Raw genomic sequence first — 15048 nt, 5'->3', positions numbered from 1 at the left:
CATGATTCTTTTTCCCGCAATCGACCTTAAAGACGGCCAGTGCGTTCGCCTGAAACTCGGCGATATGGACCAGGCCACCGTTTATAACGAGGACCCCGGCGCACAGGCCAAGGCCTTCGAGGATCAGGGCTTCGAATGGCTGCATGTCGTTGATCTTAACGGCGCCTTTGCCGGCGAGACCGTGAATGGCGAGGCTGTCGACGCCATTCTGAAAGCCACGAAAAACCCGGTGCAGCTCGGCGGCGGCATCCGCACGCTCGATCATATCGAAGCGTGGCTGAGCCGTGGGCTTGCCCGCGTCATTCTCGGCACCGTGGCGGTGCGCGATCCGGTTCTGGTCATCGAAGCCTGCAAGCGTTTCCCCGGTCAGGTCGCCGTCGGCATCGATGCCAAGGGCGGTAAGGTCGCTGTTGAAGGCTGGGCGGAAGCCTCCGAACTCGGCGTCATCGAACTGGCCAAACGTTTCGAAGGTGCCGGTGTCGCGGCCATTATTTACACCGATATCGATCGCGACGGCATTCTGGCCGGCATCAACTGGGCTGCGACGCTGGAACTGGCGGATGCCGTTTCCATCCCGGTCATCGCCTCCGGCGGTCTCGCCTCCATTGACGACATCAAGCGCATGTTGCAGCCGGATGCCACAAAGCTCGAGGGCGCGATTTCCGGCCGCGCGCTTTACGACGGCCGTATCGACCCCGCCGAGGCGCTTGCCCTTATCAAGGCTGCAAAGGAGGTACGCGTATGACCCTCAAAGCCCGCGTTATTCCCTGCCTCGATGTGAAAGATGGCCGCGTCGTCAAGGGCGTAAACTTCGTCGACCTGATCGATGCCGGCGATCCGGTCGAGGCAGCGAAAGCCTATGATGCGGCGGGAGCGGACGAACTCTGCTTTCTCGACATTACCGCCTCTTCGGATAATCGCGACACGATCTTCGATGTCGTCTCGCGTACCGCCGATCATTGCTTTATGCCGCTGACCGTCGGTGGCGGGGTTCGCAGCGTCGCGGATATTCGCAAGCTGCTCCTTTGCGGTGCGGACAAGGTCTCGATCAACTCCGCAGCCGTCAATGATCCGGATTTCGTGGCGCAGGCGGCCGACAAGTTCGGCAACCAGTGCATCGTCGTTTCCATCGACGCCAAGCGGGTTTCGAAGGATGGAGAAGAAGGCCGCTGGGAAATCTTCACCCATGGCGGACGCCAGCCGACGGGTATCGACGCCGTGGAATTCGCCATCAAGATGGTCGAACGCGGCGCCGGCGAATTGCTGGTTACCTCGATGGATCGCGACGGCACCAAAAGCGGTTACGATATCGGCCTGACGCGCAGCATTGCCGATCAGGTTCGCGTGCCCGTCATCGCCTCAGGCGGCGTCGGCACGCTGGACGATCTGGTGGCGGGCGTGCGCGATGGCCACGCAACTGCGGTGCTTGCCGCCTCCATCTTCCACTTCGGCACCTATTCGATCGGGCAAGCCAAGACCTATATGGCCGAGCACGGCATCGCCATGCGTCTCGACTGATTGCAGGAACTTCCCATGAGCGCATTTTCCCTTTCCGATCTGGAACGCATCGTCGCGACCCGTGCCGCTGCCTCTCCTGACGAATCCTGGACGGCCAAGCTGGTTGCTGCCGGCCAGGAGCGTGCGGCGAAAAAACTCGGCGAAGAGGCGGTCGAAGCCGTTATCGCAGCCATCGCGAAAGATCACGACGGGCTGAAGAACGAGGCGGCCGATCTGCTTTACCATCTGCTGGTGGTGCTGAAGATCGCAGACATTCCGTTGGACGACGTTTTTGCCGAGCTGGAGCGCCGTACTGGGCAGACCGGCCTTGCGGAAAAGGCAGCGAGGCCGACATCATGAATGTCGAGGCAAGCAGCGGGGAGAGAGGCATGCCGAGCACACTCGATCATTTCCGACCGGATGAATATTCGCCCTACCACTTCTTCAGTTCGGAAGAATGGTCGAAGTTTCGTGCCGATACGCCACTGACGCTTTCCGCCGACGAGGTCAAACGTCTGCGCTCGCTGGACGACCCGATCGATCTGGACGAGGTGCGGCGCATTTATCTGTCATTGTCGCGCCTACTGTCATCGCATGTGGAGGCGTCGCAGCTGCTGTTCGAACAGCGCAACCGCTTTCTCAACATGGCGGATGTCAACAAGACGCCTTTCGTTATCGGCATTGCCGGCTCCGTGGCGGTTGGAAAATCGACAACGGCGCGCATCCTGAAGGAGCTTCTGGCGCGTTGGCCCTCCAGCCCCAAGGTCGATCTCATCACGACAGACGGATTTCTTTATCCGAATGAGGTTCTGCGGCGGGAGAACCTGATGGAGCGCAAGGGCTTTCCCGAGAGCTACGATATCGGCGCGCTCCTGCGTTTCCTGTCGGCGATCAAGGCGGGCCAGCCGAATGTGAAGGCGCCGCGTTATTCGCACCTGACCTATGACGTGCTGCCGAACGAGTTCACCGTCATCGACCAGCCGGATATTCTCATCTTCGAAGGCATCAACGTACTGCAATCGCGCGACCTGCCGGCAGGCGGGCGGATCGTGCCGATCGTTTCCGACTTTTTCGATTTCTCGATCTATATCGATGCCGATGAGGGCCTTATTCACAACTGGTATGTGAACCGGTTCATGAATCTGAGAAAAACCGCCTTCCGCGATCCCAATTCGTTCTTCAACCGTTATGCCTCGATCAGCGAAGAGGCGGCGTTGAGCATTGCCGAAGGGCTCTGGCAAAACATCAACCTGAAGAACCTGCGCCAGAACATCGTGCCGACGCGCCCGCGCGCCGATCTTATCCTTCGCAAGGGCAAGAACCACCTGATCGACACCGTTGCGCTTCGTAAGCTCTGAAAATCAAGCACCTTCGGATTAGTCGCCGGAGGGCTTGCCGCGCATCTTCTTGATATCCGAACGGCCGGACTTTGCCTTCAGACGACGCTCGACCGAGCCTTTTGTCGGCTTGGTGGCTTTGCGAACCGGTGGCGGCGGAGCCGCCGCCTCCAGGATCAACTCCTTAAGCCGCTCGCGTGCATCTTCGCGATTGCGCTCCTGGCTGCGAAACCGGCTTGCCTCGATCATCAGCACGCCGTCTTTCGAAACGCGCCTGCCACCGAGGCGCAGTGCGTTGGTCTTTACCCGGTCCGGAAGGGAGGGCGAATTGGCAATATCGAAAAACAGCTGAACCGCCGTAGAGACCTTGTTGACGTTCTGGCCGCCCGGCCCGCCGGCCAGCACGAATTGCTCCGTCAGCTCCCAGCCGGCGATGGTGATACGGTTGCTGATGTAAAGCGGGTCGCTGGCCATGATCTTTCTCCGCGCCGGTGATGCCATAGATCGGCAGGAATGGAAACAGCAGGCCAAACGAAAGAACCCGGCACAAGGCCGGGTCCCCTCCTCCTCACAAATGAGGCTTTATTATTCAGCCGCGAGCAAAAGGCCCGGGGCTGCATCGCGAACCTTGCTGTCGACGTGATCTTCGAACTTGGTGAAGTTCGTGACGAACATGGAGACCAGCTTCTTTGCCTGCGCGTCATAGGCTGCGCCATCGGCCCAGGTCGAACGCGGATCGAGGATCGCGCTGTCGACGCCATCCAGCGACAGCGGCACGGCGAAACCGAAATTCGCGTCGGTGCGGAATTCCGCATTCTTCAGGTCGCCGGTCAGTGCGGCGGTCAGAAGCGCGCGGGTTGCCTTGATGGGCATGCGCTTGCCGATGCCGTAAGCACCGCCGGTCCAGCCGGTATTGACCAGCCAGCAATCCACACCATGCTTGCCGATCAGTTCGCGCAGCAGGTTGCCGTATTCCGCCGGGTGGCGCGGCATGAAGGGTGCGCCGAAGCAGGTGGAGAAGGTCGCTTCCGGCTCGGTCACGCCCTTTTCCGTGCCGGCAACCTTTGCGGTGTAACCGGAGAGGAAGTGGTACATGGCCTGTTCCGGCGTCAGCCGGGCAATCGGCGGCAGCACGCCGAAGGCATCCGCCGTGAGCATGATGATCGTCTTCGGATGGCCGGCAATGCCCGTTTCCGATGCATTCGGAATGAAGTGCAGCGGATAGGCGCTGCGGGTATTTTCCGTCAGCGAGTTGTCGTTGAAATCGGGAACGCGGTTTTCGTCCAGCACGACGTTCTCGAGAACCGTGCCGAAACGGCGGGTCGCGGCGTAGATTTCCGGCTCGGCTTCAGCCGAAAGCTTGATCGCTTTGGCATAGCAGCCACCTTCGAAGTTGAAGATGCCGTGCTCGCCCCAGCCATGTTCGTCATCGCCGATCAGCGTGCGCGAAGGATCGGCAGACAGCGTGGTCTTGCCGGTGCCGGAGAGGCCGAAGAACACAGCAGAATCACCCTGCGGACCGACATTGGCGGAGCAATGCATGGGCATGACGCCCTTGGCCGGCAGCAGGTAGTTAAGCACCGTGAAGACCGACTTCTTGTTTTCGCCGGCATAGGACGTGCCGCCGATGAGGACGAGGCCGTTGGTCAGATCGCAGGCGATGACGGTTTCCGAACGCACACCGTGACGGGCCGGATCGGCCTTGAAGCTCGGCAGGTTGATGATGGTGAGCTTCTGTTTGAAACCCGCCAGTTTTTCCCGCTTCGGACGGATCAGCAGATTGCGGATGAACAGCGAGTGCCAGGCAAGTTCGGTGACGACGCGTGTCGGCAGAGCATTTTCCTCATCGGCACCGCCGATCAGATCCTGCACGTAAAGCGTCTTGCCGGCGGCATGGGCCAGCATGTCCCTGCGCAGCAGCTCGAATTTTTCCGGCGAAAGCGGCTTGTTGTTGTCCCACCAGATGGTGTTCTCGGTGGACGCATCGCGGACGACGAATTTGTCCTTCGGAGAACGGCCCGTGTGCTGGCCGGTGACGGCGCGCAGCGCGCCATCGATGGTCAGTTCGGCCTCGCCATTGCGGATCGCCTCTTCGTATAATTCGCTCTCGTTGAGGTTATAAAAGACGCGGGAGGCCTCGCCCAGTCCGAGTTCCGCAACTCCATTGGCAGGATTATGAACCCCAAGCTCGTTCATGACGCGTTCCTTGTTAATGACGATAAGGACGTTGAAATTTCCTCGGAAAATACGTGGCAGCTTTTGGAAACGCAAGAGCAGAACTTTAAAAAACTTAGTGATTTCAATATATTAATCGATTTAAAAGATTTTATTTCTTTTTAAATCGGTTGAAGACGCATTAAAATCCAGCTGCGGCCTTTTCGCAAAATCCGCTCCCGCCCGGGCGGCGATTTCGGAGCGAGTTTTCCTTTGCCACAATTTGTTCCACCTTTATACTCAAGAGAGTGGCTCGCGGCGCGCAACCTTGGCTGGGTGAATGTCGGGAGTTACGAGAAAATGACGATGGAGACCAACTACATGCAGACGATCGCGCTTGTCGACGACGACCGGAATATTCTGACTTCGGTATCGATCGCGCTCGAAGCCGAAGGCTACCGGGTCGAAACGTATACGGACGGCGCTTCCGCGCTTGACGGGTTGATCGCCCGTCCGCCGCAGCTCGCCATTTTCGATATTAAGATGCCACGCATGGACGGCATGGAGCTTTTGCGGCGCCTTCGCCAGAAGTCGGATCTGCCGGTTATCTTCCTCACCTCCAAGGATGAAGAGATCGACGAATTGTTCGGCCTGAAGATGGGTGCGGACGACTTCATCACCAAGCCCTTCTCGCAACGCCTTCTGGTGGAACGCGTCAAGGCGATCCTTCGCCGCGCCAGCAGCCGCGAGGCGTCCGCCGCAACCGGCAGTGTGCTGAAGCCGACCGCCGATCAGCAGGCGCGCACGCTGGAACGCGGGCAGCTCGCCATGGACCAGGAACGCCACACCTGCACCTGGAAAGGTGAGCCAGTGACGCTGACGGTCACCGAATTCCTCATCCTGCATTCGCTGGCGCAGCGGCCGGGCGTGGTGAAAAGCCGCGACGCGCTGATGGATGCCGCCTATGACGAACAGGTTTATGTGGACGACCGCACCATCGACAGCCACATCAAACGTCTTCGCAAGAAGTTCAAACTGGTCGATGGCGACTTCGATATGATTGAAACGCTTTATGGCGTAGGATATCGCTTCCGCGAAGCGGCTTGAAGAAGCCGACTCGCGCAGAAGGAACCACCCGATATGGGGGTGGTGAGGACTTGAATACGTGTTGAAGAAAACGCCGGAAACCGTCTCGGACAGCGACGATGCCGAAGAACGCGGCAGCGAACGCCGCCATCGTATCCATCCGCTGACGATCATCCGGCGCATTTTCGGCAATGCGGTGTTTTCCAGCCTCACGCGCCGCATCCTGTTCTTCAACGTCGCGGCGACGGTGGTTCTGGTCGGCGGCATTCTCTATCTCAACCAATTCCGCGAAGGGCTGATCGATGCGCGCGTGGAAAGCCTGCTGACGCAGGGCGAGATCATCGCCGGCGCCGTCTCCGCTTCCGCCTCGGTCGATACAAATTCGATCACCATCAATCCGGAAAAGCTGCTCGAATTGCAGGCGGGGCAAAGCATCACCCCTGCCCCCAATGACGAGGATTTGAGTTTCCCGATCAATCCGGAACGGGTGGCGCCGGTGCTGCGGCGGCTGATTTCGCCGACGCGTACCCGCGCACGGTTGTTCGATGCCGACGCCAATCTGCTGCTCGATTCCCGCCACCTTTATTCGCGCGGTCAGGTGCTGCGCTTCGATCTGCCGCCGGTAACGCCGGAGACGCAGACCTGGGGCGACTGGTTCACCAGCATGTTCAACCGCATGCTGCAACCGAGCAGCCTGCCGCAATACAAGGAAGCGCCCGGCGGCGACGGTTCGATCTATCCCGAAGTGATGAATGCATTGACAGGTGTGCGCGGCGCGGTGGTGCGCGTCACCGAAAAGGGCGAGCTGATCGTTTCAGTCGCCGTGCCGGTGCAACGCTTCCGGGCGGTGCTCGGCGTTCTGCTGCTCTCTACGCAGGCGGGCGATATCGACAAGATCGTGCATGCGGAGCGCCTCGCCATCATGCGTGTTTTCGGCATCGCCACGCTGGTCAATATCGTGTTGTCGCTACTCCTGTCCTCGACCATCGCCACACCGCTGCGGCGGCTTTCCGCTGCCGCAATCCGCGTGCGCCGCGGGGCGAGAACCCGCGAGGAAATACCGGATTTCTCGGCGCGTCAGGATGAGATCGGCAATCTTTCGATTGCACTGCGTGAAATGACGACGGCGCTTTACGACCGTATCGACGCCATCGAAAGCTTCGCCGCCGATGTCAGCCATGAGCTCAAGAACCCGCTGACCTCGCTGCGCAGCGCCGTGGAAACCCTGCCGCGCGCCAAGACCGAAGAGTCGAAACAGCGCCTGACCGAAATCATCTTCCACGATGTGCGCCGCCTCGACCGCCTCATCAGCGACATTTCGGACGCCTCGCGGCTCGACGCCGAACTGGCGCGCGCCGACGCCTCGCCGCTCGATCTCGATGTGCTGATGAAGGGTCTGGTGGATATATCCCGCCAGATCAGCACCAAGAAGAAAAGCGTGACAATCGACTATGTTGTCGACCGGAAAGCGGGCGCGAAAACCTCATTCGTGGTGAATGGCCACGACCTGCGTATCGGCCAGATCGTCACCAACCTCATCGAGAATGCGCGCTCCTTCGTTGCCGAGGAAAGCGGTCGCATCACCGTGCGCCTTTCCCGTCACAAGGATCGCTGCATCGTGCAGGTGGAGGACAACGGGCCCGGCATTCAGGCCGAAGACATCGACCGGATTTTCGAGCGCTTCTACACCGACCGGCCGGCGAGCGAAGGGTTCGGACAGAATTCCGGCCTTGGCCTTTCGATCAGCCGCCAGATCGCCGAAGCCCATGGCGGCAGTCTGCGGGCGGAAAACGTGGTCGACAAATATGGCGTGATTTCCGGCGCGCGCTTCACCCTGTCGCTGCCGGCGGCCGAAACCCATGAACGCTGAACGCTTCAACCTGCACGCCACCGCCATCACCGTTCAAGACACCGGCATCCTTTTCGTCGGACCGTCGGGCAGCGGCAAAAGCGAGCTTGCCTTCAGTTTCCTGACGGAGGCGGAACGCTGCGGATTGCCGGCGGCGCTGATCGCGGACGATCAGATTTTCGTGTATCGCGATGGCGACAACATCATTGCCGAGCGGCCGGACGCAATCGCCGGTCTGCTGGAATTGCGCGGCAGCGGCATTGTTTCCGTCAAAAGCGTTGCGCGCGCTCCACTACATTTTGCGGTCACGACAGTTCTTTCAGGGACAAATCCAAGACTTCCCGAAGATGACGAGGTGTTTTCCCTGCCCTGCGGCGGGCATATCAGGCTTCTGCGTATTCCGCTTTCCAGTCTTACGCCCTATGGAAAATTTGCTGCACTTGCTCAGAATCTTTTTGAAACGAATGTGAAGTGACGATGATTCGGGCGATTTTAGGCTTGCGATTCGCATTTTCCTCATCAAGATGAAATCCCACCGATGGACAGGATTGCCGCGTTGCGATAGTCGGCAATGAGAGTGCGTGTGCAAGGGAGCATTTCATGATCGGACTAGTGCTTGTCACCCATGGCAAGCTGGCTGAGGAGTTTCGCCATGCGTTGGAGCATGTCGTCGGTCCCCAGAAATTGATCGAGACGGTCTGTATCGGTCCCGAAGACGACATGGATCAGCGCCGGCAGGATATCATCGACGCCGTTGCACGCGCCAATGACGGCAATGGCGTGATCATCCTGACGGACATGTTCGGCGGCACGCCTTCCAATCTCGCGATTTCCGTCATGAATAACGGCAACGTCGAAGTCATCGCAGGGGTCAATCTTCCCATGCTGATCAAGCTTGCAGGCGTTCGCAGCGAAGATAATATGGACAAGGCCCTTCAGGATGCATCCGATGCCGGCCGCAAATATATCAACGTCGCCAGCCGCGTTTTGAGCGGCAAGTGAGAAGTTAGCCCATGTCGCCATTCTCCCGGGAACTACCGATCATCAACAAACGCGGCCTTCACGCCCGGGCTTCTGCTAAATTCGTGCAGATGGTCGAAGGTTTCGACGCGACGATCACGGTTTCCAAGGATGGTATGACCGTTGGCGGCACCTCCATCATGGGCCTGATGATGCTGGCGGCCAGCCCCGGCTGCAGCGTTTATGTCGAGGCGAGCGGCAATCAGGCGAAAGAAGCGCTGGAAGCACTGGAGGCGCTGGTCGCCGACCGCTTCGGCGAAGAAGCCTGAGCCGGCACCATATAAAGACATAAAGACTTCTTTATATCATCATTGCCAGATCGTTCGTGGCCTGCTAAACCGCTGCTACGTTTAAGAGCCGGGCCGCAAGGCGCGGCGTTTCTGATCTGGAGAACTTCATGAGCCTTGAGAAGGACTACATCGTCGCCGATATCAACCTTGCCGCATTCGGCCGCAAGGAACTGGACATCGCCGAAACCGAAATGCCGGGCCTGATGTCCTGCCGCAAGGAATTCGGCGAAAGCAAGCCGCTGAAGGGCGCACGTATCACCGGTTCGCTTCACATGACGATCCAGACCGGCGTTCTCATCGAGACGCTGAAGGAACTCGGTGCGGACATCCGCTGGGCGTCCTGCAACATTTTCTCGACGCAGGATCATGCGGCGGCGGCCATTGCGGCAGCCGGCATCCCGGTATTCGCCGTCAAGGGCGAAACCCTGACGGAATATTGGGAATATACCGACAGGATCTTCCAGTGGGCCGATGGCGGCCTCTCCAACATGATCCTCGACGATGGCGGCGACGCCACCATGTACATCCTGCTCGGCGCACGCGCCGAAGCCGGTGAGGACGTTCTTTCCAACCCCGGTTCGGAAGAAGAGGAAATCCTCTTCGCGCAGATCAACAAGCGCCTCAAGGCTTCGCCCGGCTGGTTCACCAAGCAGCGCGACGCGCTGAAGGGCGTCACGGAAGAAACGACGACCGGCGTTCACCGTCTTTACGATCTCAGCAAGAAGGGCCTGCTGCCCTTCCCGGCGATCAACGTCAATGACAGCGTCACCAAGTCGAAGTTCGACAACAAATACGGCTGCAAGGAATCGCTGGTGGACGGCATTCGCCGCGCAACCGACGTGATGATGGCCGGCAAGGTTGCCGTGGTCTGCGGTTACGGCGACGTAGGCAAGGGTTCTGCCGCCTCGCTGCAGGGCGCCGGCGCGCGCGTGAAGGTCACCGAAATCGACCCGATCTGCGCGCTTCAGGCCGCCATGGACGGTTTCGAGGTCGTTCGTCTGGAGGACGTGGTTTCCTCCGCCGATATCTTCATCACCACCACCGGCAACAAGGACGTGATCCGCATCGAGCATATGCGCGAGATGAAGGACATGGCCATCGTTGGCAATATCGGCCACTTCGACAACGAGATTCAGGTCGCCTCGCTGCGTAACCTGAAATGGACGAACATCAAGCCGCAGGTCGACATGATCGAGTTCCCGAAGGGCAACCGCATCATTCTTCTGTCCGAAGGCCGCCTGCTGAACCTCGGCAACGCCACCGGTCACCCGTCCTTCGTTATGTCGGCCTCCTTCACCAATCAGGTGCTGGGCCAGATCGAGCTCTTCACCAAGCAGGGCGAATACAAGAACGAAGTTTACGTGCTTCCCAAGCACCTCGACGAGAAGGTCGCGCGCCTTCATCTCGAGAAGCTTGGTGTGCGCCTGACCGAACTTTCCGACCTGCAGGCAGATTATATCGGCATCTCGAAGGAAGGTCCGTTCAAGGCCGAACACTACAGATATTAATTTCATAGTTAATATCCACTGAAATCACACAATATCTAGATGCCGTGCGCTTGACAAAGCGCACGGCATCTTTTTTGCGCGCTCCCTTTTCGCAGATTTATGAAGGCGGTATTGTCATCAGACTTGATTCGGACACGCCAAAGGGCGGCGGGGACGAAATGGGATGTCTTGTCGAAGATGCGGCACATAGGACGGAGACAGACCGGGGATGTCGGTTCAAAATTCGGATCTGCGCAAGCAGACAGTTCAACGCGTTGAAAACACGCAAGCGGGCGTGGCATTGAGCGCGGCTCTTGCGCGTTGCCGGCAGGTCGTCAGTGCGGTTCAGACAGGCTTTGCGAGGCTTCCTGTCCTGATGTCGGGCACGGTTCTGGCCGGCTCGACAACCGTTGTGATGGCCCAGGACGGCCTTGTGGCAAAGACCGGCGCGCGGTTGTTCTCATCCGGAGAAACCATCACCTATTCGCTTTTCGTCGGCATGCTTTCGGCAACGCTGTTTTCCGTCGTCTGGCTGGTGCGCCAGCGCGGTAATATCGAGGCGGAAAGCAGCGAATACCGACAGGCGCTTGCCCAGTCCCACCACAAGATCGCGAAATACGAAGCGTTGATTTCCGACAAGAGCCGCCGCATCGTCATCTGGGATGGCGCGGACAAACGGCCCGAATTTCTGGGACAGCTGCCGGCCGAGACGGGTGTGCCGCTGGCGGATCAGGATTTTCTGGCCTTTGGCCGCTGGCTGAAACCGGCATCCGCAAGCCAGCTTGATAAATCCATCGAAAAACTCCGCAGCCATGCCCAGAGTTTCGACCTGACCATCGAGACGCAGCGCGGCGAAGTCATCGAAGTGCAGGGCCGGGTTTCCGGGGGCAATGCCTTTGCGCGGTTTATTGCCCTCAACAATCTGCGCGCCGAACTCGCCGAATTGCAGGTGGAGCGCGAGCGCCTGATCGCTTCCGTCTCGACCTTTCAGGAACTTCTCGATTCCATCGAGCAGCCCGTCTGGCGGCGCAATGGCGAAGGTGACCTCATCTGGGTTAACCACGCCTATGCGCAGGCGGTGGATGCCCGTGACACCGAACAGGCCGTTCATGAAAAACGCGAACTGCTGAACACGGTTACCCGGCAGAAGATACGCGCGGCCGCGACACCGGAATCGCCCTATCACGACCGTATTTCGACGGTGGTTTCCGGAAACCGCACCTTCTTTGACGTTGTCGACATCAAGACGGCGGGCGGCTCTGCTGGCATTGCCATCGATGCCACCGAGGCCGAGACCATCGGCGAGGAACTCAAGCGGGTTCTGAAGAGCCACGCCGAAACGCTCGATCATCTGGCAACGCCTGTCGCCATTTTCGACGGCCGGCAGCGGCTGCAATTCTATAATCAGGCTTTTGCGGCTCTCTGGGGTCTCGATCTCGTTTTCCTCGAATCCAGCCCTGACAATTCCGAACTTCTGGACAGGCTGCGCACCGCCGGCAAATTGCCGGAGCAGCTGAACTGGAAGAACTGGAAGGAGACGGCGCTTTCCGTCTACCGTTCGCTGGATACCAAGACCGATCTCTGGCACCTGCCCAACGGCCAGACGCTTCGGGTTATCGCGACTGCCCATCCGCAGGGCGGCGCAACCTGGGTCTTCGAGAACCTGACCGAACAGGTCGATCTGCAGATGCGCTACAACACGCTGGTAAAGGTGCAGGGCGAAACCATCGACCATCTGGCCGAAGGTGTGGCCGTGTTCGGCGCCGATGGGCGCATTCGCCTGTCCAATCCGGCATTCCGGGCGCTCTGGGGCGTGACCGCGGAACAGGCCGAGACCGGCACCCATATCCGCGCCATCGAAACCGCCTGCACGCAATCCTATGACAGGCCGGACGGCTGGCGCGCCTTCAGCCAGTTCATCACCAGCTTCGACGATGAGCGGCCGTCGCGGCAAGGCACGCTGGAACTGCTTTCCGGCCTCGTGCTCGACTACGCCATCATCCCGCTGCCGGATGCGCAGACCATGCTGACCTTCGTCAACATGACCGACAGCGTGCGGGCCGAGCGGGCGCTGAAAGAAAAGAACGATGCGCTTCTGAAGGCCGACGAGCTTAAGAACGATTTCGTGCAGCATGTTTCCTACGAGCTGCGTTCGCCGCTGACGAATATCATCGGCTTCACCGATCTCCTCAAGACACCCGGCATCGGCCAATTGACGGAACGGCAGGCGGAATATCTCGACCATATTTCCACGTCGTCCTCGGTGCTCCTGACCATCGTCAACGATATTCTCGATCTCGCGACCGTCGATGCCGGCATCATGCAGCTCAATTATTCGGAAAACGATCTGAACGAATTGCTTGAAGACGTTTCGGTGCAGATCGCCGACCGACTGCAGGAGAGCGGTATTTCGCTCGAGATCGTTGCACCCGCCCATCTCGGCAGTCTGGTGGCCGATCATCAGCGGCTGAAGCAGATTCTCATCAAGCTCCTGACCAATGCTATCAATTTCGCACCCGAAGGTTCCTCCGTGCAGCTTTCCTGCCAGCGCAGCGAAGGCGACTTCGTGTTCTCGGTGGCGGATAAGGGTCCGGGCATTCCTGAGGACATGCTGAAGAGCGTGTTCGACCGCTTCGCGACGCGCGGCAATGGCGGGCGGCGAACCGGTGCGGGGCTTGGTCTTTCCATCGTGGAAAGCTTCGTCAGCCTGCATCATGGCACGGTCAGCATCGACAGCCGGCCCGGCAACGGCACCATCGTCACCTGCCGCATTCCTTCCGGCACACGGCCGCATTCCATCGCCGCAGAATGAGCGAAGACATCTTGCCGATCACCATTCCCCTTGCGGGAGAAAAGGACACCATCAGGCTCGGTGAAGACCTTGCGCTGGCTTTGAAACCCGGCGATTGTCTCGCACTCATCGGCGATCTTGGCGCCGGCAAATCGACGCTTGCCCGCGCCTTCATCCGGGCAATGGCGGACGAGCCGGATCTTGAAGTTCCAAGCCCCACCTTCACGATCGTCCAGACCTATGCCGCCCGCATTCCAGTCGCCCATCTCGATCTCTACCGGCTTTCGGATGTTTCGGAACTGGACGAACTCGGCATCGATGAGATGCTGGAGGATGGCATCTGCCTGATCGAGTGGCCGGATATAGCCGCCGAGATTCTGCCGCCGGAGCAGACCGTCACGCTCCGGCTGACGCATTCCGGCGAAGGGCGGCTCGCCTCCATCGAGGCTCCGACAAAGCTGAAAGCACGGCTTGAACGGGTTTTCGCCATCCGCGCGTTTCTTGCGAAAAATGGTAAGGGCGACGCGGCCCGGCGTTTCCTGAGCGGTGACGCCTCAACACGCGCCTATGAGACCGTTTCCACTGACGGCCCGAACCTTATCCTTATGGATTGGCGGCGTCCCCTGAAGGGTGCAATCATCGCGGATGGCAAGACCTACGCGGAAATCGCCCATCTTGCCCAGGACGCCCGCTCCTTCGTCGCGATCGGCAATTATCTTCGAAACAACGGCCTTTGCGCCCCTGAGATTCTGGCGGCGGATATCGATCAGGGTATTCTGTTGCTGGAGGACCTCGGGCGGGATGGGGTACTTGCACCTGACGGAACGCCGATAGAGGACCGCTATCTGCAAAGCGTCGCCTGCCTTGCCGCACTCCATCAGGCCCCGCGACCCGGCCTGCTGCCGGTGGGTGACGGCAGCGCCTATGAGGTTCCCCCGTTCGACCGCCAGGCGATGAAGATCGAGGTTTCGCTGCTGGCGGAATGGTATCTGCCGCATAAACGCGGCACACCGCTCTCCGATAGCGAGAAGAACGACTATTACGCCCTGTGGGACAGGCTGATCGACGCGCTCGCCGGCTGCGAAACCGGCCTTCTGCTGCGCGATTTCCATTCGCCAAATATTCTCTGGCAGGCGCAGAATAGCGGCGTCCGGCAGGTCGGCCTGATCGATTATCAGGACGCGATGATCGGTCCGAGCGCATACGATCTTGCCTCCATCATGCAGGACGCCCGTGTCACCATCTCACCCGAATTGCAGGCACGCCTGCTTTCGCACTATCTCGACAGCAGGAGAAGCGAGCCCTCTTTCGATGAGGCTGCTTTCCTCAAGGCTTTCGCCATCATGTCGGCGCAACGCAACTGCAAGCTCGCCGGTATCTGGGTGAGGCTGTTGGAACGGGACGGAAAACCCGGTTATATGAAACATATGCCGAGGACGTTCCGCTATCTCAGTGCAGCGCTTTCGCATCCGGAACTCGCACCGCTCAAAGACTGGTGCCTGCGCATGGGCATGGAATTCGACGACTGAAAGACGGT

Annotated in this window: 14 protein-coding genes; 12 read left to right on the top strand and 2 right to left on the bottom strand. The window is 59.4% G+C overall.

Features of this window, described 5'->3' with window-relative positions; genetic code table 11:
• Window position 1 precedes the first annotated feature (1 nt).
• Genes hisA through coaA form a run of 4 tightly spaced genes read left to right on the top strand, consistent with a single transcriptional unit; the run spans window position 2 to window position 2855 of the window.
• Complete coding sequence (hisA, locus tag FGF54_RS13565; RefSeq protein ID WP_142779939.1) at window positions 2-745, top strand: 1-(5-phosphoribosyl)-5-[(5-phosphoribosylamino)methylideneamino]imidazole-4-carboxamide isomerase; 744 nt, start codon at window positions 2-4, stop codon at window positions 743-745.
• Complete coding sequence (hisF, locus tag FGF54_RS13560; protein WP_142779938.1) at window positions 742-1518, top strand: imidazole glycerol phosphate synthase subunit HisF; 777 nt, start codon at window positions 742-744, stop codon at window positions 1516-1518. The genes hisA and hisF overlap by 4 nt, the downstream gene beginning before the upstream one ends.
• Before the next feature lie 15 nt (window positions 1519-1533).
• A complete protein-coding gene (locus FGF54_RS13555) occupies window positions 1534-1857 on the top strand; it encodes a phosphoribosyl-ATP diphosphatase (protein ID WP_142779937.1) in 324 nt (107 codons plus the stop codon).
• Window positions 1854-2855 carry a type I pantothenate kinase gene (gene coaA / locus FGF54_RS13550; protein ID WP_210247420.1) on the top strand — a complete coding sequence of 334 codons (1002 nt, stop codon included), beginning with the start codon at window positions 1854-1856 and terminating at the stop codon, window positions 2853-2855. Before FGF54_RS13555 ends, coaA begins: the two co-directional genes overlap by 4 nt.
• Window positions 2856-2873: 18 nt before the next feature.
• Here the strand turns inward: coaA and arfB are convergent, their stop codons facing one another.
• Together arfB and FGF54_RS13540 are read right to left on the bottom strand one after the other, a co-directional pair.
• Entirely contained in the window at window positions 2874-3308 is a 435-nt protein-coding gene (arfB, locus tag FGF54_RS13545) for an alternative ribosome rescue aminoacyl-tRNA hydrolase ArfB (protein ID WP_065656802.1), read from the bottom strand.
• Window positions 3309-3419: 111 nt separating this feature from the next.
• Window positions 3420-5030 (bottom strand): phosphoenolpyruvate carboxykinase, encoded by a 1611-nt coding sequence (locus FGF54_RS13540; RefSeq protein WP_142779936.1) that lies wholly within the window; start codon window positions 5028-5030, stop codon window positions 3420-3422.
• Between the two features lie 339 nt (window positions 5031-5369).
• Here FGF54_RS13540 and chvI point away from each other — a divergent pair, with 339 nt between their 5' ends.
• The 8 genes from chvI to tsaE all read left to right on the top strand — a co-directional run bounded on the left by chvI (window position 5370) and on the right by tsaE (window position 15040).
• Window positions 5370-6095 carry a two-component system response regulator ChvI gene (chvI, locus tag FGF54_RS13535; RefSeq protein WP_003505377.1) on the top strand — a complete coding sequence of 242 codons (726 nt, stop codon included), beginning with the start codon at window positions 5370-5372 and terminating at the stop codon, window positions 6093-6095.
• 58 nt (window positions 6096-6153) lie between these two features.
• Complete coding sequence (gene chvG / locus FGF54_RS13530) at window positions 6154-7944, top strand: two-component system sensor histidine kinase ChvG (protein WP_035264114.1); 1791 nt, start codon at window positions 6154-6156, stop codon at window positions 7942-7944.
• The gene (locus FGF54_RS13525) at window positions 7934-8398 is read left to right on the top strand and encodes an HPr kinase/phosphorylase (protein ID WP_003521182.1); all 465 of its coding nucleotides are present in this window, start codon (window positions 7934-7936) and stop codon (window positions 8396-8398) included. Before chvG ends, FGF54_RS13525 begins: the two co-directional genes overlap by 11 nt.
• A gap of 125 nt (window positions 8399-8523) precedes the next feature.
• Window positions 8524-8925 (top strand): PTS sugar transporter subunit IIA, encoded by a 402-nt coding sequence (locus FGF54_RS13520; RefSeq protein WP_003505374.1) that lies wholly within the window; start codon window positions 8524-8526, stop codon window positions 8923-8925.
• An 11-nt stretch (window positions 8926-8936) separates the two neighbouring features.
• Complete coding sequence (locus FGF54_RS13515; protein WP_003521181.1) at window positions 8937-9212, top strand: HPr family phosphocarrier protein; 276 nt, start codon at window positions 8937-8939, stop codon at window positions 9210-9212.
• Window positions 9213-9340: 128 nt separating this feature from the next.
• Complete coding sequence (ahcY, locus tag FGF54_RS13510; protein ID WP_035264116.1) at window positions 9341-10741, top strand: adenosylhomocysteinase; 1401 nt, start codon at window positions 9341-9343, stop codon at window positions 10739-10741.
• A 208-nt stretch (window positions 10742-10949) separates the two neighbouring features.
• Window positions 10950-13532, top strand: a complete 2583-nt coding sequence (locus FGF54_RS13500; protein WP_142779935.1) for a PAS domain-containing sensor histidine kinase — start codon at window positions 10950-10952, stop codon at window positions 13530-13532.
• On the top strand, window positions 13529-15040 hold the full coding sequence (tsaE, locus tag FGF54_RS13495; protein ID WP_142779934.1) for a tRNA (adenosine(37)-N6)-threonylcarbamoyltransferase complex ATPase subunit type 1 TsaE: 1512 nt from the start codon (window positions 13529-13531) through the stop codon (window positions 15038-15040). Before FGF54_RS13500 ends, tsaE begins: the two co-directional genes overlap by 4 nt.
• The last annotated feature ends 8 nt before the right edge of the window (window positions 15041-15048 follow it).

It is taken from the genome of Agrobacterium sp. T29, assembly GCF_006970545.1.
In the GTDB taxonomy this organism is placed as follows: domain Bacteria; phylum Pseudomonadota; class Alphaproteobacteria; order Rhizobiales; family Rhizobiaceae; genus Agrobacterium; species Agrobacterium leguminum.
This window is presented reverse-complemented; position numbering and strand designations above follow the sequence as displayed.

Excerpts from the sequence above, each read along its gene's own strand:
- hisA (WP_142779939.1), top strand. The coding sequence starts at position 2 with ATGATTCTTTTTCCCGCAATCGACCTTAAAGACGGCCAGTGCGTTCGC.
- hisF (WP_142779938.1), top strand. The coding sequence starts at position 742 with ATGACCCTCAAAGCCCGCGTTATTCCCTGCCTCGATGTGAAAGATGGC.
- FGF54_RS13555 (WP_142779937.1), top strand. The coding sequence starts at position 1,534 with ATGAGCGCATTTTCCCTTTCCGATCTGGAACGCATCGTCGCGACCCGT.
- coaA (WP_210247420.1), top strand. The coding sequence starts at position 1,854 with ATGAATGTCGAGGCAAGCAGCGGGGAGAGAGGCATGCCGAGCACACTC.
- arfB (WP_065656802.1), bottom strand. The coding sequence starts at position 3,308 with ATGGCCAGCGACCCGCTTTACATCAGCAACCGTATCACCATCGCCGGC.
- FGF54_RS13540 (WP_142779936.1), bottom strand. The coding sequence starts at position 5,030 with ATGAACGAGCTTGGGGTTCATAATCCTGCCAATGGAGTTGCGGAACTC.
- chvI (WP_003505377.1), top strand. The coding sequence starts at position 5,370 with ATGCAGACGATCGCGCTTGTCGACGACGACCGGAATATTCTGACTTCG.
- FGF54_RS13525 (WP_003521182.1), top strand. The coding sequence starts at position 7,934 with ATGAACGCTGAACGCTTCAACCTGCACGCCACCGCCATCACCGTTCAA.
- FGF54_RS13520 (WP_003505374.1), top strand. The coding sequence starts at position 8,524 with ATGATCGGACTAGTGCTTGTCACCCATGGCAAGCTGGCTGAGGAGTTT.
- FGF54_RS13515 (WP_003521181.1), top strand. The coding sequence starts at position 8,937 with ATGTCGCCATTCTCCCGGGAACTACCGATCATCAACAAACGCGGCCTT.
- ahcY (WP_035264116.1), top strand. The coding sequence starts at position 9,341 with ATGAGCCTTGAGAAGGACTACATCGTCGCCGATATCAACCTTGCCGCA.
- FGF54_RS13500 (WP_142779935.1), top strand. The coding sequence starts at position 10,950 with ATGTCGGTTCAAAATTCGGATCTGCGCAAGCAGACAGTTCAACGCGTT.
- tsaE (WP_142779934.1), top strand. The coding sequence starts at position 13,529 with ATGAGCGAAGACATCTTGCCGATCACCATTCCCCTTGCGGGAGAAAAG.